The 20619-nt window shown below is 68.8% G+C and carries 20 protein-coding genes; 4 read left to right on the top strand and 16 right to left on the bottom strand.

The genetic code is table 11. The features are described 5' to 3' along the window. Positions 1–231 precede the first annotated feature (231 nt). The 4 genes from E1161_RS03660 to E1161_RS03645 form a co-directional block, all read right to left on the bottom strand. A complete protein-coding gene (locus E1161_RS03660; protein WP_132619530.1) occupies positions 232–1554 on the bottom strand; it encodes an NAD(P)/FAD-dependent oxidoreductase in 1323 nt (440 codons plus the stop codon). Positions 1555–1867: 313 nt separating this feature from the next. Beyond that, positions 1868–2437: a DinB family protein gene (locus tag E1161_RS03655; RefSeq protein WP_132619528.1), complete on the bottom strand. Its 570-nt coding sequence runs from the start codon at positions 2435–2437 to the stop codon at positions 1868–1870. A 30-nt stretch (positions 2438–2467) separates the two neighbouring features. Beyond that, a complete protein-coding gene (locus tag E1161_RS27520; protein WP_207920073.1) occupies positions 2468–2662 on the bottom strand; it encodes a hypothetical protein in 195 nt (64 codons plus the stop codon). A 186-nt stretch (positions 2663–2848) separates the two neighbouring features. After that, entirely contained in the window at positions 2849–3649 is an 801-nt protein-coding gene (locus E1161_RS03645) for a helix-turn-helix domain-containing protein (protein WP_132619526.1), read from the bottom strand. A gap of 65 nt (positions 3650–3714) precedes the next feature. Between E1161_RS03645 and E1161_RS03640 the strand changes: the two genes are divergently transcribed. Next, a complete protein-coding gene (locus E1161_RS03640; RefSeq protein WP_132619524.1) occupies positions 3715–4155 on the top strand; it encodes a DUF3224 domain-containing protein in 441 nt (146 codons plus the stop codon). A gap of 55 nt (positions 4156–4210) precedes the next feature. On the opposite strand, the gene E1161_RS03635 is transcribed toward E1161_RS03640, so the two are convergent. Next, positions 4211–4867, bottom strand: a complete 657-nt coding sequence (locus E1161_RS03635; protein ID WP_132619522.1) for a molybdopterin-dependent oxidoreductase — start codon at positions 4865–4867, stop codon at positions 4211–4213. A 93-nt stretch (positions 4868–4960) separates the two neighbouring features. Continuing rightward, positions 4961–5704, bottom strand: a complete 744-nt coding sequence (locus E1161_RS03630) for a uracil-DNA glycosylase (RefSeq protein WP_328591209.1) — start codon at positions 5702–5704, stop codon at positions 4961–4963. 70 nt (positions 5705–5774) lie between these two features. On the opposite strand from E1161_RS03630, the gene E1161_RS03625 reads away from it, so the two are divergent. Further along, the gene (locus tag E1161_RS03625; protein ID WP_132619518.1) at positions 5775–7241 is read left to right on the top strand and encodes a S10 family peptidase; all 1467 of its coding nucleotides are present in this window, start codon (positions 5775–5777) and stop codon (positions 7239–7241) included. 166 nt (positions 7242–7407) lie between these two features. Then, positions 7408–7653 (top strand): cell division protein SepF, encoded by a 246-nt coding sequence (locus E1161_RS03620; protein ID WP_165939671.1) that lies wholly within the window; start codon positions 7408–7410, stop codon positions 7651–7653. A 68-nt stretch (positions 7654–7721) separates the two neighbouring features. On the opposite strand, the gene E1161_RS03615 is transcribed toward E1161_RS03620, so the two are convergent. The 7 genes from E1161_RS03615 to E1161_RS03585 all read right to left on the bottom strand — a co-directional run bounded on the left by E1161_RS03615 (position 7722) and on the right by E1161_RS03585 (position 16133). Beyond that, complete coding sequence (locus E1161_RS03615; RefSeq protein ID WP_132619514.1) at positions 7722–8720, bottom strand: ABC transporter ATP-binding protein; 999 nt, start codon at positions 8718–8720, stop codon at positions 7722–7724. Beyond that, positions 8713–9723 (bottom strand): ABC transporter ATP-binding protein, encoded by a 1011-nt coding sequence (locus E1161_RS03610; RefSeq protein ID WP_132619512.1) that lies wholly within the window; start codon positions 9721–9723, stop codon positions 8713–8715. The genes E1161_RS03615 and E1161_RS03610 overlap by 8 nt, the downstream gene beginning before the upstream one ends. An 11-nt stretch (positions 9724–9734) precedes the next feature. Continuing rightward, a complete protein-coding gene (locus E1161_RS03605; protein WP_132619510.1) occupies positions 9735–10691 on the bottom strand; it encodes an ABC transporter permease in 957 nt (318 codons plus the stop codon). Next, positions 10684–11610: an ABC transporter permease gene (locus E1161_RS03600; RefSeq protein ID WP_132619508.1), complete on the bottom strand. Its 927-nt coding sequence runs from the start codon at positions 11608–11610 to the stop codon at positions 10684–10686. The genes E1161_RS03605 and E1161_RS03600 overlap by 8 nt, the downstream gene beginning before the upstream one ends. Before the next feature lie 73 nt (positions 11611–11683). Continuing rightward, the gene (locus E1161_RS03595; protein ID WP_207920072.1) at positions 11684–13312 is read right to left on the bottom strand and encodes a peptide ABC transporter substrate-binding protein; all 1629 of its coding nucleotides are present in this window, start codon (positions 13310–13312) and stop codon (positions 11684–11686) included. A 206-nt stretch (positions 13313–13518) separates the two neighbouring features. Then, positions 13519–14472, bottom strand: a complete 954-nt coding sequence (locus E1161_RS03590; RefSeq protein WP_132619506.1) for a Ppx/GppA phosphatase family protein — start codon at positions 14470–14472, stop codon at positions 13519–13521. 140 nt (positions 14473–14612) lie between these two features. Further along, positions 14613–16133 carry a lytic transglycosylase domain-containing protein gene (locus tag E1161_RS03585; protein WP_235874756.1) on the bottom strand — a complete coding sequence of 507 codons (1521 nt, stop codon included), beginning with the start codon at positions 16131–16133 and terminating at the stop codon, positions 14613–14615. 208 nt (positions 16134–16341) lie between these two features. Between E1161_RS03585 and E1161_RS03580 the strand changes: the two genes are divergently transcribed. Then, positions 16342–17931 (top strand): acyl-CoA dehydrogenase family protein, encoded by a 1590-nt coding sequence (locus E1161_RS03580; protein ID WP_132619709.1) that lies wholly within the window; start codon positions 16342–16344, stop codon positions 17929–17931. A 90-nt stretch (positions 17932–18021) separates the two neighbouring features. Here the strand turns inward: E1161_RS03580 and E1161_RS03575 are convergent, their stop codons facing one another. From E1161_RS03575 to eno, 3 genes are read right to left on the bottom strand one after another with little or no spacing between them, the layout of a single operon-like run. Beyond that, complete coding sequence (locus E1161_RS03575) at positions 18022–18516, bottom strand: DUF501 domain-containing protein (RefSeq protein ID WP_132619707.1); 495 nt, start codon at positions 18514–18516, stop codon at positions 18022–18024. 5 nt (positions 18517–18521) lie between these two features. After that, a complete protein-coding gene (locus E1161_RS03570; RefSeq protein ID WP_207920071.1) occupies positions 18522–19067 on the bottom strand; it encodes an FtsB family cell division protein in 546 nt (181 codons plus the stop codon). 3 nt (positions 19068–19070) lie between these two features. Further along, positions 19071–20357, bottom strand: a complete 1287-nt coding sequence (gene eno, locus E1161_RS03565; protein ID WP_132619504.1) for a phosphopyruvate hydratase — start codon at positions 20355–20357, stop codon at positions 19071–19073. Positions 20358–20619 lie beyond the last annotated feature (262 nt).

The raw sequence follows: 20619 nt of genomic DNA, 5'->3' as shown, positions 1-20619 counted from the left end.
TCCCCACTGCGCAAGATCGCCGCCAGTTCTTTGAGCGTCAAGGGATCCACTCCTTCCCCATGTGACGCATCCTTTCAGGTGAAGACCCCACGGGGGTCTTCGATTTCCCGCTACTGATTGTCAAGGATAGCGGGGTGCCTTGTCCACCGCTTGGACGAGGATGTTGAGAACATGGAGGCCGCGCGTCATCGTCGACGCGCGGCCTGAGTGTCATTCGGCTCGGTATGGCGGTCAGCTCGCGGCGGCCCGCTCGAAGGCAGCCCGCGGGTTCTCGATCTGACCCATGGACACGGCTTCCCGCTTGAACAGGAAGGCCAGCGTCCAGTCGATGACGATCCGCAACTTCCGGTTGAACGTGGGCATCCGGCTCACGTGGTAGCTGCGGTGCATGAACCAGGCGACGAAACCCTTGGCCTTGAAGCCGTAGACGTCCGCGACACCCTTGTACAGCCCCAGACCGGCGACCGAGCCGGCGTAGGCGTGCCGGTACTCCTTGGTCGGCTTGCCGCGCAGCGTGGCCAGCACGTTCTTGGCGAGCTGGTCGGCTTGGCGGACCGCGTGCTGCGCCGACGGAGCGCAGGTCGCGGTCGGGTCCTCATCGGCCTTGGACAGGTCCGGCACCGCGGCGACGTCACCGGCGGCCCACACTCCGGGCAGACCCTCGACCTGCATGTGCGCCGAAGCCTTGACACGGCCTCGCTCGTCCAGCGGCAGGTCGCTGCTCTTGACCACCGGGTTGGCCTTCACACCCGCGTTCCACACCAGCGTGTCGGTGTCGAACTCGGTGCCGTCGGACAGGACCGCGTGACCGCCTTCGACCGACTTCAGGAAGGTGTTCAGGTAGACCTTGATGCCGCGCTCTTCGAGGGCCTTGACGACGTAGACGCCCATCTTCTCGCTGACCTCGGGCATCACCCGGCCAGCGGCTTCGACGAGCACCCAGGACATGTCGTCGGGGCTCAAGTTCGGGTAGTCACGGCTCGCGTAACGGGCCATGTCCTCCAGCTCGGCCAGCGCCTCGACGCCCGCGAATCCGCCACCGACGAACGTGAAGGTGAGCAGCCGCTTGCGCAGCTCCTCGTCGTCGGTGTTGGCCGCGGCGTCCATCTTGGCCAGCACGTGGTTGCGCAGGTACGTCGCTTCGCCCACGGTCTTGAGCCCGATGCCTTCCTCGGCGAGGCCGGGGATCGGCAGCAGCCGGGAAACCGAGCCCAGCGCCACGACGAGCACGTCGTAGGCGAGCGTCTCGGTTCCGCTCTGCGGGTTCTCGATCGTGACGAGCTTGTCGTCGTGCTTGATCTCGGTGACAGATGCGGTGATCACATGGCACCGCTTCAACACTCGTCGCAGTGGCGCTACCACGTGGCGGGGTTCAACCGAACCCGCGGCCGCTTCCGGTAGGAAGGGCTGGTAGGTCATGTGCGGCTGAGGATCGACGACCGTCACGGATGCTTCACGACGCCCCAGCTTCTTCTGCAGCTGAAGTGCCGTGTACATGCCGACGTAACCGCCGCCGAGGATGAGAATCCGCGTGGGATCGGATTTACCAGCCATGACTTCATGGTCGCACCACATACCGTGACCGCGCTGCAGCTACCCCCCTTAATGTGACGCCAGTCGCGAGTGGCATCGATCACGATCAACGCGCGGTAGGCGACCATACGCGCTGCGTACGCGCTCTGTAACGAACAAGCGCGGAGGGCGACATCGACCAGACGTCGCCTCTGGTGTCAGGGGGTCTGGTTGCGACTCACCCTACCGAATCTTCGGTAGCAGGCGGCAAGCCGCACCGTTCCTTGATCATGTTTGCCTCGACCAGCGTCGACACGCCAAGAGGCGGCGAATCCCGGCAGAGCTCGCGCGCCGATCAGGCTTCCCGGGCGATCCGTTCCAGCCGGTCGCGGTGATCCCGCCACTGCTGCTGGTCGTCGGTGGTCATGTTGTCGTTGCGCGGTCCGCGCCCGACGGCCCCGTCGATGAGTTCCCGGACGATGTCGAGGTGGCCCGCGTGCCTGCCGGTTTCCTCGATCATGTGCACGAGGATCCGGTGCAGCGTGACGCCCCCGCTCGGCCACCAGGGCACCGATCCCCGCGAGTCGAGGTCCAGGGCGTCGATCGTGGTGTCCGCGTGCGCGCAGGCGCGGCGGTAGAGGTCGAGCACCCAGGCGCTCGACTCGTCCGCAGCGGCCCACAGGTCGGCGTTGAACTCGGCGTCCCGCTCCATCCACGGCGTCGGGATCCCCGACGGACGCCCGAAGACGTCCCCGAAGTAGCCCAGCTCCATCGTCGCCAAGTGCTTGACCACGCCCAGCACGTTGGTACCGGTCGGCGTCATCGGCCGCCGCAGGTCGTACTCGGAGAGCCCCTCCACCTTCCACAGCGCGGCCTCCCGGCCTTCTCGGACGTAGTGCTGCAGAGCCGCCTTCTCATCGGTCATGGCTCCGAAACTCCCACATGCCACCGACGTTCACCGGCCTTCGGAACGCCGCAGCAGCAGGGTGACGAAGCAGCGCACCCCGGTAGCGCGCAACCACCCGTCGCGGTGCCTTCGCGCCGCCTCCACCACCCCGGCCGCGTCCGGTTCACCGCGGTGGTCGAGGGCCCACTCGAGACGCCCACGGCGCAGGCCGTTCGGCCGCTCCTCGGCGGCGTCAGCACCCATCCCCCCGCACCGCACCCGGGATCGAGGACGGACTCGACCCGGGCCCGCCGCACCGACTTCCGCACGTTGACGTCGCTGATCGGGGCGGCGACGGGGTGCTCGGCATGCGCCAGCGCGCTCAGCTCGTGGCGATCCACCGCCGCGGTCGTGGCCACTTCGCTTCGGTCCGCACCCGAATCCCCGCGCTCACCCCGCGGTGCCGGGGTCGCGCCGGTAGGTGGCCGGGGAGGTGCCGACGACCTGGGTGAAGGCGCGGGTCAGGTGGGCCTGGTCGCTGAAGCCGAGCTCAGCGGCGAGTTCGGACCAGTCGACCGGTTCGCCGGAGTGGGCGGCCGCGGTGGCGTCGAGGATGCGGGAGCGCTGGATGACCCACTTCGGGCCGATCCCGACGTGATCGGCGAAGAGGCGCTGGAGGCTGCGCAGGCTCAGCCCAGCGTGCTGGGCGAGCTGCTCGGCGCGCACGATGCCGGACCGCCGTTGAGCCTCGTTGACCAGGTCGGTCGCTTCGCGGCCGGCGGGGTCGGGTTCGGGTTCGCAGGCCAGCAGGTAGGCATCGAGGACCGGAACGATCTCGGCGGTTGCGCTGGTGGACAGGATTCGCTCGGCCGCCGCGCGGTCGTCGTGGCCGAGGACGTCCTCGGCGGTTCGGACGGTTCCCGAGATCGCTCCGACGCTGCCCTTCAGCAGCGCCCGGAACCCGCCGGGGTGGAAGGCCGCGCCGAGCACGTGGCCGACTCCGGTCAGGGTCCGGAAGAACGGTTCGCGGGAGACGCCGTGGACGAAGAGCCTGCCGTCCTCCGCCGCGACGTGGACTCGCGGCTGCGGTACGACCTGCTGCCGGTGCGGGTCGGTGACGGTCCAGCGGACGAGCCAGTAGTAGTCGACGAACTCGGCCAGCGCAGGATCCGGTTCGAGGCGTTCCACCTCGAACGCCCGCGCCCCCGCCTTCGGGCGAACGATGGCCTCGGGCCGCCCGGCTTTCGACATGGGCTCAGCGTAAGCCGTCGCGTTTGTTCAAGACCGGCGCGACGACGCGACCTAGCGTCGTTGGCATGACCTACCAGCACGAAGCCGCAGCCCGCTTCAACGTCACCGCGTGGTCGGAACACCTCGTCGTCGACATCGACGGAGAAGGCACCGAGTCCGGCGACGCCTACTACCCGAACCGGGGCATCACCCGGGCCGAGGTCCAGTACACCTACACCGGGGAGATCGAGGGCGCGAGCACCTTGACCTACCTGATCGCCTACAAGGCCGACGCGGCGCCGATCCTCTGCTTCGAACGCTTCGAAGGCTCCATCGCAGGTCACGAAGGCACCTGCGTCTTCCAGCACACCGGCAGCCAGGACAAGAGCTCGGTCTCGGCCCACCTCCAGGTCGTCCCGGGCATGGGCACCGGCGGCCTCGAAACCCTCCGAGGCGAAGCCGACGTCACCATCGCAGGCCACTCCGACGACGGCTACGACATCAACCTGACCTTCACGCTGTCCTGAGAGCGATCTGGCCTGAACCGACCGCCGCAGCGCTAGTCCTTCCGAGGCGGCCCGATCACCGTTGAGCGGTTCGGTACGGGCGGCGTGCGATGGGAAGCGCTGCTGCCCAGATGCGGCGCCAGATGGGGCCGGGCAGGAAGCGGCTGCGTTCTTCGCGGGCCACTCTGCCGCGCGGGTGTTCTTCGTAGCCGGCGGAGCCGGGCTCGTAGGTGAGCCGGTATTCGAGCGCTACGAGTTGTTTCACGTTCTTGTACCCGTACTGGTCGGCGGAGACCAGGCGCAGCGGTGCACCGTGCTCCGGAGCCAGCCCCTCTCCGTTCAACCGCGTTGCCGCTAGGACGCCGTCCGCGAGTACGTCCTCGAGCGACGAGCAGGATCGGAAGCCGTCCAGTCCGGTCACCATCAGCCACTTCGCGCGCGGATGCGGTTGCACAGCCTCGGCGATACGCGCGGCGAGCTCGCTGAACCGCACCCCCGACCAGCGCAGGTCGAGCGCACTCCAAGTCGTCACGCAGTGCAGGTCAGCACGCTTGTCCTGCCATTGCAGACCATCGATGAGCTTCGCCAGGTCGAACTGCGCCGGGTACCGCACGGCGCCCTGCACGGTCAGGACCGGATGCTCCGGCACCACACCGAAGCGGCGCGCGAACTCGGGCAATCCGAACCGCTCCAGCTCCGCGACGTGCTGACCAGGAGGTAGCTCTCTCACCATCCGCCGAGGCTGCCACGCGAACCGAACCACAGCGCGGGATTCCGCGTGAACTCGTCGGACGTCCTCGACCTCCTTCGGTGGACGTCCACGATCTCAACGCTCCACCAGCTCCTTCGCTCGTTCGAAGACCTCGCGGAGCATGGCTGGTGTCAGCTTTCCGGTGAAGGTGTTCTGCTGGCTGACGTGGTAGCAGCCGAGGAGGTGGAGCGGGGGTCCGCCGTCGGTGGCGGGGAGTTCCGCGTGGGCGAGGTGACCGAACTTGGGGCGGGGGCGCGGGACCTGCCAGACGGCGTCAGCGAGGACCGGCAGGAGTGCTTGCCAGCCGAAGGCGCCCAGGACCACGACGACGCGGAGGGTGGGGCGCAGCAGGTCGAGCTCTCTGACCAGCCAAGGGCGGCACGTGTCGCGTTCGGCCGGAGTGGGCTTGTTCGCCGGCGGGGCGCAGTGGACCGGGGCCGTGATGCGCGTGTTGTGCAGCGTCATGCCGTCGTGCAGCGAGACCGACTCGGGCTGGGAGGCCAGACCGACGTCGTGGAGCGCCTGGAACAGGACGTCGCCCGAGCGGTCTCCGGTGAAGATGCGGCCCGTGCGGTTGCCACCGTGAGCGGCAGGGGCGAGACCGACGATCGCGATCTCCGCTTCGGGCGAGCCGTAGCCGGGAACCGGGCGACCCCAGTAGTCCTCGTCGCGGAACGCGGCGCGCTTGATGCGAGCGACCTCCTCCCGCCACTCGACCAGCCGAGGGCAGGCCGTGCACCGGCTGACCAGGTCGTCCAGTTCGGTCAGGTCGCCTGCTCCGGGGGCCGCGTCGGCGGGCTCCCCGGACGGATCGGTGATCAACTCCGAGGTCGTTTCCACACCGCAAAACTGACAGAAAACGCCTCTCGTGGCACGTAATGTGGGCGGCATGGCAGACGAGAAGGCCGACGAGGCGACGCAGCAGGACACCAGCCCCGCCGAGCCGGTGGACGATCTGGTCAGCACGCATCACGCGATCACCGTGGACGGCACCGAGCTGTCCTACACCGCGACCACGGGACGCGTCGTGCTGCGCGACGAGGTCTACACCGACGGCAAGTTCGACGGGCACAAGGCCAAGGCCGAGGTCTTCCTGACCTCCTACGTCCTCGACGCCGCTCCGGACAGCAACCGCCCGGTGACCTTCGCGTTCAACGGCGGCCCCGGCTCGGCGAGCGTGTGGCTGCACCTGGGGGTGCTGGGTCCGCGGCGAGTCCTGTCCGGCGATGCCGGGGATCTCGCCCCGCCGCCCTACGGGCTCGCCGACAACGCCGAGACGCTGCTCAAGCACAGCGACCTGGTGTTCATCGACCCAGTCTCCACCGGCTACTCGCGGGCGATCGAAGGCGGAAAGCCCGGTGATTTCCACGGTTTCCAGGGCGACATCGAGTCGATCGCCGAGGTCATCCGGCTGTGGACGACCCGCAACAGCCGGTGGATGTCGCCGAAGTACCTCGCGGGCGAGTCCTACGGGACGCTGCGCGCGGCGGCGCTGGCCGACCACCTCCAGTCGCGGCACGGGTGGTACCCGAACGGGCTGCTGCTGATCTCGTCCGTGCTGGACATGGGCACGATCCGGTTCACCGAGGGCAACGACCTGCCGTACTCGCTGTACCTGCCGACCTACGCGGCCATCGCCCACCACCACGGCAAGCACGGCGACCGCCCGCTGCGCGACGTCCTCGACGAGGCCGAGAAGTTCGCCGCCGGGGACTACGCGTGGGCGCTGGCGCGAGGCGCTCGGCTGAACGCCGAGGAGCGGGCCGACGTGGTGCGCAAGGTCGCCGAGCTGTCCGGGCTGTCCGAGGACTACGTGGACCGCGTCAACCTGCGCATCGAGCACATCCGGTTCTTCACCGAGCTGCTGCGCGACGAGCGCAAGACCGTCGGCCGGATGGACGGGCGGTTCACCGGCTGGGAGCCCGACGCCGCGGTGGAGCGCTTCAGCGACGACCCGAGCATCTCCGGCATCCGCGGCGCCTACTCCGCGGCCATCAACCACTACCTGCGCGAAGAGCTCGACTACCGCAGCGACCTGCCCTACGAGACCCTGACCGGGCGGGTGCAGCCCTGGTCGTACAAGGAGTTCGAGGGCGCGGCGGTGTCCGTCGTGGACCGGCTCGGGGCAGCGATGCAGGCCAACCCGCACCTGCGGGTGCACGTCGGCTGCGGCTACACCGACGGCGCCACGCCGTACTTCGCCGCGGAGCACGTCCTGGCGCGGTTGCCGGTTCCGGAGGAGCTGCGGGAGAACATCGACGTCCGCTACTACCCGGCGGGCCACATGATGTACGTCCACGAGCCGTCCCGCATCCAGCAGTCCGAAGACCTCGCCACCTTCATCACCCGTTCCTGACAGCCCCCGGCCGGGTGTGCCTTCGCAGTTCAGGAGCGCGCCCGGCCCGGGGACGGACCTCGCGCGAAGTCGAGGCCCGGGAGCGTCACGCCGAGCCGCTCGAACCGCGGGATCCTCGAGATGTCGGTGCGCCACGGCGGTTGCTTGCGTTTGACACCGCTTGGCGGTGGGCGACACTGAGCGCGTGGTCAAGACGCTGCACCCGCAGAACTACGAGGACGTCTACTACGTGGGCGACTACTACCGCCAGGGCAACGCCGTCCTCATGGACCTCACCGACGTCCGGGGTCCCGAAGCGACCCAGCTCGTCGACTTCGCGGCCGGCCTGGTCGTGGCCCGCGGCGGAGACCTGCAGCGGGTCGCCCCGAAGGTCTTCCTCCTGAGCCACCCCGAGCAGCCCGAACAGCGCTGACCCGGCGCTGCGCGCGAAAGGGCGCCCCCACCTGATTTCGGTGAGGGCGCCCGATCCTCGTTGTGGCATCAGACCACGACGTGCGGGTGTTCTTCCGCGAAGTGGCAGGCCGAGGGGTGCGCGCCCGTGCGGACTTCCAGTTCCGGGGCCTTCTCTGCGCAGATGTCCTGGGCCTTCCAGCAGCGGGTGCGGAAGCGGCAGCCCGAAGGCGGGTTGGCCGGGCTGGGGACGTCGCCGGTGAGGCGGATGACCTCGCGCTTGCCGCGCAGGGTCGGGTCCGGGACCGGGACGGCCGACAGCAGGGCCTGGGTGTACGGGTGCTGCGGGTGCTCGTAGATGTCGTCCTCGGTGCCGACCTCGGCGATCTTGCCGAGGTACATCACCGCGACCCGGTCCGACAGGTGCCGGACCACGCCCAGGTCGTGGGCGATGAACACGTAGGACAGCCCGAACTCGTCCTGCAGATCACCCAGCAGGTTCATCACCTGCGCCTGGATCGACACGTCCAGCGCGGACACCGGCTCGTCGCAGACGATCACCTTCGGCTTGAGCGCCAGCGCGCGGGCGATGCCGATGCGCTGCCGCTGGCCGCCGGAGAACTGGTGCGGGTAGCGGTGGATGTGCTCGGGGTTGAGGCCCACGACGTCCAGCAGCTCCTGGACCTCGCGCCGCCGCTCGCCCTTCGGCGCCACCTCGGGGTGGATCTCGAAGGGCTCGCCGACGATGTCGCCGACGGTGCGCCGCGGGTTCAGCGAGGTGTACGGGTCCTGCAGCACGATCTGCATGTCCCGGCGCAGCTTGCGCAGTTCCGAGCCGCGCATCTTGAAGATGTCGCGCCCCTCGAACAGCGCGGTGCCGCCGGTCGGGTTCTCCAGCCGCATCAGCACCTGTGCCAACGTCGACTTGCCGCAACCCGATTCACCCACGATGCCGAGGGTTTCACCGCGCCGCAGGTCAAAGGACACGCCGTCGACCGCCCGCACGTGCCCGACGGTGCGGCGCGGGATGCCCGCGCGCACCGGGAAGTGCTTGACCAGGTTCTGCACCTGGAGGATCGGCTCAGCCACGGCTCATCATCTCCTCCGCGAAGTGGCAGGCGCTGACGCGGCCCAACCCGAGGTTGTGGTCGGTCGGCACCTCCGTGCGGCACTTGTCCTGGGCCCGCGAGCAGCGCGGGTGGAACGGGCATCCCGGCGGCACCGCCATCAGGTTCGGCGGCAGGCCCTTGATCGTCTCCAGCTCCTGCCCCTTGAGGTCCAGGCGCGGGATCGACCGCATCAGGCCGTCGGTGTAGGGGTGGCCCGGGGCCTTGTACAGCGAGTACGCGTCAGCCGCCTCGACGATGCGGCCCGCGTACATCACCACGATCCGGTCCGCGACCTCGGCGACCACGCCCAGGTCGTGGGTGATGAGGATCAGGCCCATGCCTCGGTCCCGGCGGAGTTCGTCGAGCAGGTCCATGATCTGGGCCTGCACCGTGACGTCCAGTGCCGTGGTCGGTTCGTCGGCGATGAGCAGATCCGGGTCCAGCGCCAGCGACATCGCGATCATCGCGCGCTGCCGCATGCCGCCGGAGAACTGGTGCGGGTACTCCTTCACGCGCTGCTTGGCGTTCGGGATCTTCACCTGGTCCAGCAGTTCCACGGCCCTGCTCGTGGCGTCCTTGCGGGACATGCCGCGTCGCGTCCTGAGCTGCTCGGCGATCTGGAACCCGACCGTGTAGACCGGGTTCAGCGCCGACAGCGCGTCCTGGAAGATCATCGCCATCGCGTCGCCGCGCAGCTCTCGCCTGCGCTCCTCGGTGGCGGTCAGCAGGTCCTCACCGCGGTACCGGATCGCACCTCCGGTGACCGCCCCCGGCGGGATGTCCAGGATGCCCATCACGGTCTGCGCCGTGACGCTCTTGCCGGAACCGGATTCGCCCAGCACGGCGAGGGTTTCACCGGAGTCGACGTGGTAGTTCACACCGTTGAGGACCTTCGCGACGCCGTCCCTGGTGCGGAACTCGACGTGCAGGTCCTCGACCTCCAGCAGACGTCCCGCCGAGGACTCGTGTTCGTTCGCGGACACTGCGGTTCCTCCTACTTCTGCTTCGGGTCGAGCGCGTCGCGGACGGCGTCACCGAGCATCACGAACGCCAGGACCGTGACCACCAGGAAACCGGCTGGGAAGAGCAGCATGTGGGGTGCGGCCTGGATGTAGTTGCGCGACTCGGCGATCATCACTCCCCACGACACGACCGGGTCGCGCAGGCCGATGCCCAGGAACGACAGCGTCGCCTCGGCGCCGATGAAGCCGCCCAGCGCGATCGTCGCGTACACCATGACCGGGGCCAGGCAGTTCGGCAGCATGTGCCGCAGGATGATCCGCGGCGCACCCGCGCCGAGCGCCCGCGCGGCCTTGACGTAGTCCTGCTGCTTGGCTGAGATCGCCGCCGAACGCATGATCCGCATCGCGATCGGCCACGACAGGACAGCGATGGACAGCACCACCTGGGTGATGATCCGCACCGGGCTGGGAATCAGGATCTCCGCGTTGAAAGTCGTCAGGATGACGATCGCGCCGAGCACGAAGGGCAGCCCCAAGAAGATCTCGGAGAACCGGGAGCAGAGGCTGTCGAACCAGCCCCCGACGTACCCGGCCACGATGCCCACGGTGCCACCGATCAGCACGGTCAGGGTCGTCGCCAGCAGACCGACCACGATCGAGGCCCGGGTGCCGTAGACGGTCCTGGCGAACACGTCGCGGCCGAGGTTGTCGTACCCGAACCAGGCCTGCCCGGAGGGTTCCTGCCGAGCCTTCGACAGGACGGCCCAGCTCGGGTCGGCCGACGTCAGCAGGCCGGGGAAAGCTGCGATGAACAGCAGCGCGACGATGATCACCATCGAGATCAGGAACAGCGGCCGTCGGCGCAGGTCGTGCCACGCATCACCCCAGAGCCCCCGCGGCTTCTCCGGCTTGTTCGTCGTTGCGAGCACAGGTTCGTCCGGTCCCGCGGTCGGCCCGGTGGTCAGGCTGGAGGCGGTTTGATCAGTCATATCGGATCCTCGGGTCGAGAACCGCGTAGAGAACGTCCACTAGCAGGTTCATCAGCAGGTAGACCAGTACCAGCAGGGTGACGATGCCGGTCACCGTGGTGCCTTCCTTGGTCAGGATGGCTTTGAAGATCAGGCCACCGATGCCGCGAATGTTGAACACGCCCTCGGTGACGATCGCGCCGCCCATCAGGGCGCCGAGGTCAGTGCCCAGGAAGGTGATGACCGGGATCAGCGAGTTCCGCAGCAGGTGCACGCCCACGACCCGCTTCGGCCCCAGGCCCTTGGCTACCGCGGTGCGCACGAAGTCGGCGCGGCGGTTCTCCATCAAGCTGGTCCGGGTCAGTCGCGCGACGTAGGCCATCGACAAGGAACCGAGCACGAAACCGGGCACGATCAGTTCACCGATCGAGGGTTGCGAGCTGACCGTGGTCTTGATGATGCCGAGCTCGCTGCCCAGCACGATCTGCAGTACGAAACCGGTGACGAACACCGGCAGCGAGATCAGGAACAGCGTCGAGACCAGCACCAGGTTGTCGGCGAAACCACGCCCCCGAAGCCCGGTCAGGATGCCGGCGGCCAGGCCGATGAGGGCCTCGATGATCAGCGCGACTACGGCGAGCTTGATCGTGGTCGGGTACGCCTGCTCGATGAGCTGGCTGACCTGGACCCCGGCGTAGGTCTCCCCGAAATCCCCCGTCAGGAGCTTCCCGAGGTATTTGAAGTACTGGACGATCAGCGGATCGTCCAGGTTGTACTTGTCGTGCATCTCGGCGATGTAGGCCGGCGGGCACCCGCGCTCACCGCATTTCCCGGCGAAGGGATCTCCCGGGATCGCCCAGACGAGCAAGTAGATGATCAGCGTGGTCCCGATGAATACCGGGATCAGTTGCAGCAGTCGCCGCAACACGTAGCGACCCATTCGGGCCTCCTCATCGCAGCCAGCGCGGTGCCCGGCCCACAGGATCTCCGCGGGCCGGGCACCGGCTCCATGTTCACGGGTTCAGCGTCACCGTTGTCAGGTCGAGCCTGCGGTTCGCCAGAACCTCACCGTTGGCGATCTTCTCCGAGAAGCCGTACTGCACCGGCTGCGTCCACAGCGGAATGACCGGCAGGTCCTCGGCCAGCAGCTTCTCCGCGTCGGCGTAGGCAGCCGTGGCCGCCTCCACCGTCGGGGCGGCGTTCGCCTTGTCCAGCGCGGCGTCGAACGCCGGGTTGGAGTACTGGTAGTCGTTCGACGAAGTGCCCGTGCGGTACATCTGGGTCAGGAAGGTCTCGATGTTCGGGTAGTCGGCCTTCCACCCGCTGCGGAACGGACCGTCCATCTGGAACGCGCGACGCTGGTTGAGGAACTCGCTGAACGTCGGTTGCGGAACGAACTGGGCGTCGACGCCGAGGTTCTGCCTGATCTGCGCCGCGACGGCCTGCATCCACTCGCTGTGCCCACCGTCGGAGTTGCTCTGCAGGATCAGCGGACCCTGGAACCCGCCGGCCTGCTGCAGGTACTGCTTGGCCTTCTCCGGGTTGAACGTGCAGGCCTCACCGCACTGGTTCGGGCGGTAGCCCTCGACCGCCGGAGTGGCGAAGCCGTCCATCGGGTCGCGGCTGCCGGCGAACACCTGCTGAGTGACCGTCTTGCGGTCGATGGACATCGAAATCGCCTTGCGCACCAGCGGGTTCTTGAACCGCTCGTCGTACATCGGGAAGCCGATGGTCTGAATCAGCAGGCCCGGCTTCTGGTGGGCGCGCTCGCCGAGGTCCTGCTTCCACTTGTCGCCGACCAGCGCGGAGACCGGCATGGCCTCCAGGAAGTCCAGGTTGCCGGAGATCAGGTCCTGGTAAGCCGCGTCGAGTTCGTTGTAGACCTTGAACTTGGCGCCGTTGATCTGCGGCTTGTCATCGCCCGCGTACTGGTCGTACTTCATGACGTTCAGCTCGACGTTCGGGGACCGGTTCTCGAACCTGAACGGACCGTTGCCGACCGGGTGCGCCTCGAACGCCTTCGGGTCCCTGAAGAAGGAGTCCGGGAGCGGCATGTAAGCGGAATAACCCAGCATCACGGGGAAGATGGTGAGCGGGGTCTTCAGCTTCACCGTGAACGTGTTGTCGTCGACCACGTTGAGGCCGGAGAGCTTGTCAGTCGGCGGCTTCGGCGCTTCGGCTGGACCGTCCTCGTCCGGGTCCTCGCTCTGCAACGCGTCGTAACCGTCGATCTGCTCGAAGAAACTCGCACCCTGCATGCCGTTGGGGCCGTAAGCCGAGTAGTTCCAGGCGTCCACGAAGTTCTTGGCCTTGACCGGGGACCCGTCGTGGAACGTCCAGCCCGGCTTCAGCTTGATCGTGTAGTTCTGGTTGTCGGTGGTCTCGATCGACTGGGCGACCGCGTTCTCCACCGCCATGTCCGTGGCCCGGTACTTCACCAGACCGGTGAACATGGCATCAACGATGAAACTACCCATCTCCTCGGTAGTGTTGGCCGGGACAAGAGGGTTCTCCGGCTCGCTCCAATGCAAGGAGATGATGCCGTCCTCTCCCGAGCCGCTGCCGCCGCCACCGCAGCCGGTGGCGAGCAACGCCACCGCCAGCGGGGCCGCGACCAGTGCGGCCAAACGTCCCTTTCGCATGTAGGTCCTCCCGCTTCCACGCGCGCCCCAGAATTGGTTTTTCCCGGGGTCATCACGCACGACGGTTCTTCACCGTCGCGTCAGACGTGCGTAAAGATAAGTGAGAACCGGGCGGCGACAATGCAGTGTCACAAAGCCGTCACTTTCTGAATCGATTCAACGTTCCCATTCTTCGCCCTTGGGACAGACTGCCCACTTCCTGAGAACTAGCTGATCGACAGGGCAATACCATCGAGTATGTCGTGCTCGCTAGCAGTCATCGACGAAATGCCGCTGCGCTCTGAGAACTCCTGCGCGAGCACCTTGACCACCAGCGCACCGCCCCCGATCACATCCACGCGACCCGGGTGCATCGATCCGATCTGCGAACGCTCCTCATGCGACATGGAAAGAAGTCGTTCGGCGATTTGTTCGACACAATTCTGGGAAATATGGGAAAGGTGGATCGCTTGCGGATCGTATTCCGGCAAATCCTGCGCGATGGCGGAGAGCGTGGTGACGGTTCCGGCGACTCCGACCCAGGTCCGGGCACCGCTGACGTCGACCCGGGCGAATGCCTCGTCGAGGACCTGCCGCGCGACCTTCTCCGCCTCACCGACCTCCTCGTCGGTCGGCGGGTCGTCGCGCAGGCACCGCTCGGTCAGCCGCACGCAGCCGATGTCGGCCGAGTGGGCCGCAATGATGTCGGCGTTCGCGCCGTCCCAGCTGCCCACCACGACCTCGGTGGAACCACCACCGACGTCGGTCACGACGAACGGTCCGTCCAGCGGGTCGAGGTCGCCGACCGCGCCGACGAACGACAGCCGAGCCTCCTCGTCTCCGGTGATCACCTCGGCGTCGACGCCCAGCGTCTCGCGGACCATGGAGAAGAAGTCCTCGCGGTTCTCCGCGTCGCGGGTCGCCGAGGTCGCCACCATCCGGACCCGTTCCACGCCCTTGCGCGCGGCCATCGCGGCGTAGTCGACCAGCGCCGCCCGGGTGCGCTCGATCGCCTCCGGCGCGAGCCGGCCGGTGGCGTCCACGCCCTGGCCGAGCCGGACGATGCGCATCGTGCGGTAGATGTCGCGCAGGTCCTTGCGCCCGTCCTCGTGCACCGTGACGTCCGCGACCAGCAGGCGAATCGAGTTCGTCCCGCAGTCGATCGCCGCAACCCGTGCCATCGCACCCTCCTCGCCCAGCTGCGCACCGGCGCTTCCGGCCGCTCCCCCACGCTATCGGGCCCGAGGCCGGGGCGAGGAGAGCGCCGGGCCGCGCACGTTCCACGAAGAAGCGCGCGCGGCCCGGTGCCGGGGTCCGGCAGTTACTGCGGTCCTGGGGTGTAGCCGTCGGGGACGGTGCAGGGCTTCGTCGCGCCATCGGCGTCGGTGAAGACCTCGAACTCAGGCTGCGCCAGCACCGGCAGCGACTCGCCAGGTCGCACGTCGTGACCCGCAGCCGGTTCGACGAGGGCGAACTCGCCGCGGTCGAGCAAGGTCGTGTCGCAGGTTTCGTCGACCTCGGAGGCCGAGGACGACGGGATCGCCTCCGAGGAACTCGTCGACGGCACGGGTTCCGAGCTATGCGGAACCAGCTCCGAGCTCTGCGGGGCGGGAACCGAGCTCTGCGGCACGGGTTCCGAGCTCGGCGGCACGGGTTCCGAGCTCTGCGGCACGTGTTCCACGTTCGGCGGAGCCGGCTCGGACGACGGGGATGGCGACGGCGCGGGGGTTTCCAACGCGGGCGTGGTCGACGGCTCCTGCGGAACAACCGGTTCGACCGGGGCGACCAGCGGCTCGGGCTCGGGCTCGGGCTCAGGAGCCGGAGCGAGCTGCAGGCCGGGGATTTCCGGGACGACCGGCTGGAACGCTTGCGGCTGCGGATCCGGGATCGGCGGCACGGGCTCGATCTCGGGGATCGTCAGCGGCTCGGGCTCCGGCAGAGCCAGCGCGCTCGGGCTTTCGGTCATCCGCTCACCGGCCTGGACGTCGCCGGTCTCCGGGGCCAGCTCGGCCGGGGTCGGCGTGACACCGCGCCGGTAGGCGTCGGCCCAGACCAGGACCGTGCGGACGTAGCTCTCGGAGTGGTTGTAGCGGAACACGGCCGCCGCCAGGGCGCGCGGATCGGTGAGGTCCTCGCCGCCGCTGCAGAGGTATGTGCCCGCCGCGGCCGCCGCGTCGGGCACGTTGTGCGGGCTCTCGACACCGTCCTGGTTGCCGTCGGAGGCGAACTTCCGCCAGGTCGACGGGATGAACTGCATCGGCCCGACCGCCCGGTCCCACACCGGATCACCGTCGAAGCTGCCGGCGTCGGTGTCCGGGATCGCCGCGACGTCCGGCCCGCCGGACAGCTGGGGGCCGAGGATCGCGTGCACCGTCGTGCCGTTGACGTCGATGTCGCCGTTGCGGGCGTGCCCGGACTCGATGCGCCCGATCGACGCCAGCACCGACCAGTGCAGCCCGCAGGCTTGGACCTGCTCGACTTCGCGCGCGGCCTGCATGTAGGCGGCCAGCACGGGTTCGGGGATGCCGAGCTCACCGGTGGGCAACTCCACGCGGGGCGCGGCCTGCGGCAGGGCGGAGAGCTGCGCCGGGTCGGCCGCGTCTTCCAGCAGCCGAGGGCTGAGCACCGGAGCCTGCGGCAGCTTCCCGCTCACGCCCAGCTCGCGCAGATCGGACGTTTGCGGTCCCGGTCCGGTGGGCAGGGCCGAAGCGCTCAGCAAGGCCGCGGGGAGCGCCAGCACCGGTGCCATCGCGGTGACCGCCAGCCACCTCCGGGCCCGGCGTCGCGCCAGCACACCCGTCGGATCGTTCCGCCGGGCTCTGCGCTTCCTGCGGTCCTCCACTCGTCGAACCCCCGCGCCTGGATCGAGCACTCCACAAACAGCCGAACCCCTGGATACACCACCTCAGGGGCACTCGCCGAGCGACTTCACCCACCCGCGCCGCAGGAGGAGCTCGCCCACCTCGAATCGAGCTGCTTCGGATCGAGGCATTCATCTCGCGACGATTCGTGCCTACGCTCCCGGCATGACGCTCATCGACGAGCCGCGCGTGCACAGCACCCACCAGGTCGTCAACCAGGCTTCACCGCTGTCCGGATTCGATCCGCTGGCCTGCGACCCCGCGCTGGGTTCGGCGCTGACCCGCTATGTCGTCGGCGACCTGACCCCGCTCGCGCTCGAGGCCGGTTCGGCCGAGGCCCGCGAGCACGGCAGGCTCGCCGACGAGAACCCGCCGCAGCTGCGCACCCACGACCGCTACGGCAACCGCATCGACGAGGTCGAGTACCACCCGTCGTGGCACTGGCTGATGGAGCGGGCGATCACGCACGGCCTGCACGCCGCCCCGTGGGGGCAGGGCCCGGGCGCGCACCTGCGCCGGGCTGCCGGGTTCTACCTGTGGTCGCAGGCCGAGGCCGGGCACGGCTGCCCGATCTCGATGACCTACGCCGCAGTTCCCGCGCTGCGCTGGTCACCGGAGCTGGCCGCCGAACACGAGCCGAAGCTGACCGCTCGCCGCTACGAGTTCGGATTGCGCCCGCCGCACGAGAAGTCGGCGCTGCTGGCGGGCATGTCGATGACCGAGAAGCAGGGCGGCTCGGACGTCCGCGCCAACACCACCACCGCCGAACCGCTGGCCGACGGCACGTACCGGCTGATCGGGCACAAGTGGTTCACCTCGGCGCCGATGAACGACCTGTTCTTGACGCTCGCGCAGACCTCGGGCGGGCTGAGCTGCTTCCTGGTCCCGCGCGTGCTGCCCGACGGCAGCCGCAACGAGATCCGCCTGCAGCGGCTGAAGGACAAGCTGGGCAACAAGTCGAACGCCTCCTCCGAGATCGAGTACACCGGCGCGATCGGGCACCTCATCGGCGAGGAGGGGCGCGGGGTCCGCTGCATCATCGAGATGGTGTCGATGACCAGGCTCGACTGCGTGCTCGGCGCGTCGGCGAACATCCGGATCGCGCTGTCGGAGGCCGCCCACCACGTGCAGCAGCGCAGCGCGTTCGGCGCCCGGCTGGCCGACCAGCCGCTGATGCAGCAGGTGGTCGCCGATCTGGCGCTGGAGTCCGAGGCCGCGACGACGCTGGCGATGCGGCTGGCCGCGGCCGTCGAGCAGCAGGAGCACGACCTGCTCCGGCTGGCGCTGCCCGCCACGAAGTTCTACGTCTGCAAGCGCGCCCCGCACGTGGTGGCCGAGGCGCTTGAGTGCCTGGGCGGCAACGGGTACGCAGAGGAATCCGGGATGCCCCGGCTCTACCGCGAAGCGCCGCTGATGTCGATCTGGGAGGGCTCGGGCAACGTCACCGCGCTGGACCTGCTGCGGGCGCTGGCCAAGCAGCCGACGAGCCGGGACGCGATCCTCGCCGAGCTCGACGCCGCCGCCGGCGAGAACGCCGCCTACGACGACGCGCTGCGCCGCGTCCGCGCGGAACTCGCCGATCCCCGGCCGGAGCGGGCGCGGGCCCTGGCGGAGTCGCTGGCGCTGGCGCTGCAGGCGTCGCTGCTCCAGCGCTACGCCCCGGCGTCGGTGTCGGACGCGTTCATCGCGACGCGCCTGGTGGACCCGGGCCGAACCTTCGGCTCAACCCCGGTCACCGGCGCCAAATCGCTCTTCGACCGCATCGCACCTGGTCAGTGAGGGAACTCGGCTTGGTTCGAGCTGGTCCGATGGAGAGGACGACCAAGACAGCCCTCGGCGGAACCCGGGCTCCACACCGCGGGAAGGACCTCAGCGGTTGAGCAGGTAGCGGTGCTCGGGCCAGCGTTCGGCGATGAGGTCGACGGCCTCGTCGCCGAACGGGTTCACCCCTGGCCCCTTCGCCAAGGAGTGCGCGATGTGGACGTGCAGGCACTTCACGCGGTCCGGCATGCCGCCGGCGCTGACGTCTGTGCCCAGCGACTGCAAGGCGTTGCGCTCGGCCAGGTAGGACTCGTGGGCCGCGCGGTAGCGGGCAGCCAAGTCCTCATCGGTCTCCAGCCGCTCGGCCATCTCCTTCATCAGGCCCTCCGCCTCGAACGTCGAGGCGTGGGCCGTCAGGTCCGGCGCCGTCAAGTAGTACAGCGTCGGGAACGGGGTGCCGTCCTCCAGGCGGGGCCAGGTCTGCACGACCGTCGGCTCACCGGAGGCGTCACGTGCCGCGATCGCGTGCAGCCCCCGGGGCGGCCGTCCGAGCTGACTCCGGACGCACTCCCGGTCCGCCTCGCTGACCAGCGACGTATCCACCACCGTCACGATTCCTTCCCCAACACCGAGTTCCACATCTCCTCGTACCACGGCACTCCGTCGTCACCCGGTGCCCGCGGAGGCGGCGGGGCCGGAGCCTGCGGGACCTCCACGATGTAGGGCGTCTCGCCCGGCCGGACGTAGCCGAGCCGCGCCCGCGCCTCCGCCTCGACCTGGGCGGGATCGGAGAGCTCCTGCTTGCGCTGTTCCAGCTCGCGCACCTGGATCTCCAGCTCGACGCGCTGCGTCTCCTGCGCGGCGAGCTCGTCGCGCTGGCTGAGGTAGGTGCGCAGCGGCACCGCGACGCTCAGCGCCATCACGCACACGATCAGCGCCAGCACCGCCGCGCGACGCGTCGAGGAGAGCTTGAACGCGCCCCCGGTGCTGGACTTCGCGCTGCTCGCCGGGCGCCGCTTCGGGGTGCCCCGAACCGAGCTGGTTCCGGTCGCCTTGCGTTGAGCCGAGTCCCGGCGGGCGCGCACCTGCCGGCGCGACGGCGGGACGTCCCGCTCGCCGCGCCCCTGCGGATTCGATGCGCGCCCGGCCGGCATGGCTCAGCTCTCCGCGTTGAACCGCGGGAACGCCAGCTCACCCGCGTAGCGAGCGGCGTCGCCGAGGCCCTCCTCGATGCGCAGCAGCTGGTTGTACTTGGCAACCCGCTCGCTCCGCGCCGGAGCACCGGTCTTGATCTGACCGCAGCCGGTGGCCACCGCCAGGTCGGCGATCGTGGTGTCCTCGGTCTCGCCGGAGCGGTGGCTCATCATGCTCTTGTAGCCGCACGAAGTGGCCAGGCTGACCGCGTCCAGGGTCTCCGAGAGCGTGCCGATCTGGTTGACCTTCACCAGCAGCGCGTTGGCGGCGCCCTTGTTGATGCCGTCCTCCAAGCGCTCCGGGTTGGTGACGAACAGGTCGTCGCCGACCAGCTGCACCTTGTCGCCGACCTGCTTGGTCAGCTTGACCCAGCCGTCCCAGTCGTCCTCGCCCAGCGGGTCCTCGATGGACACCAACGGGTAGGCCGAGACGAGCTCCTGGTAGTACTCCGCCATCTGGTCGGCGGTGCGCTTGGTGCCCTCGAAGTTGTAGGTGCCCTCGGTGAAGAACTCCGTGGCAGCCACGTCGAGGGCCAGCACGATGTCGCGGCCCAGCTTGTAGCCGGCCTTCTCGATCGCCGAGGCGATCAGGTCCAGCGCCTCGCGGTTGTTGGGCAGGTCGGGGGCGAAACCGCCCTCGTCTCCCAGACCGGTGGGCAGGCCCTTGGACTTCAGGACCGACTTCAGCGCGTGGTAGGTCTCCGCGCCCCAGCGCAGCGCGTCGGCGAAGGTGTCCGCACCGATCGGCGCGATCATGAACTCCTGGATGTCCACACCGGTGTCGGCGTGGGCACCACCGTTGAGGATGTTCATCATCGGCACCGGCAGCACGTGCGCGTTCGGGCCGCCGATGTAGCGGAACAGCTCCAGCTCGGACGCCTCCGCGGCGGCCTTGGCCACCGCCAGCGAGACGCCGAGGATCGCGTTGGCCCCCAGTCGCGACTTGTCCGGGGTGCCGTCGAGGTCCACCAGCTTCTGGTCGACCACGCGCTGCTCGGTGGCGTCCAGACCGGTCAGTGCGGGTCCGATCTCGTCCAACACGGCCGAGACGGCGTTCTCCACGCCCTTGCCGCCGTAGCGGCCGGCGTCGCCGTCGCGCAACTCGACGGCCTCGTGTTCGCCGGTCGAGGCGCCCGAGGGGACCGCGGCGCGACTGAGCGTGCCGTCCTCCAATGCCACTTCGACCTCGACGGTGGGATTACCGCGCGAATCGAGGATCTCGCGGGCGCCGACCTGTTCGATGATCGCCACGTGTGCTCCTAACCAGCTTGGACTCATAGGACGGGAGCAACCGACACGACGTTCCCGCACGCCGCGAACCGGCTGTCCGCCCCGACAACCGACTACGAGCCTAACCGGGCGGGCGCAGCGCTCGCCGCAGACTCGCGATGCCGTGATCTGCGCCGCTCGACCTCCACACCCGGTGTTCGTCCGCCGTTCGCCTTCGGCGAGGTCACGGCACCGCGAAGTCGGCTCGACGTGGGACGCTCGACACCTCTGCGTCACCACAAGA

Origin of the sequence: Saccharopolyspora aridisoli, assembly GCF_004348445.1 — a bacterium.
GTDB lineage: Bacteria > Actinomycetota > Actinomycetes > Mycobacteriales > Pseudonocardiaceae > Saccharopolyspora > Saccharopolyspora aridisoli.
Note: the sequence above shows the minus strand (reverse complement) of the source record. Positions and strands in the feature narration are given on the sequence as shown.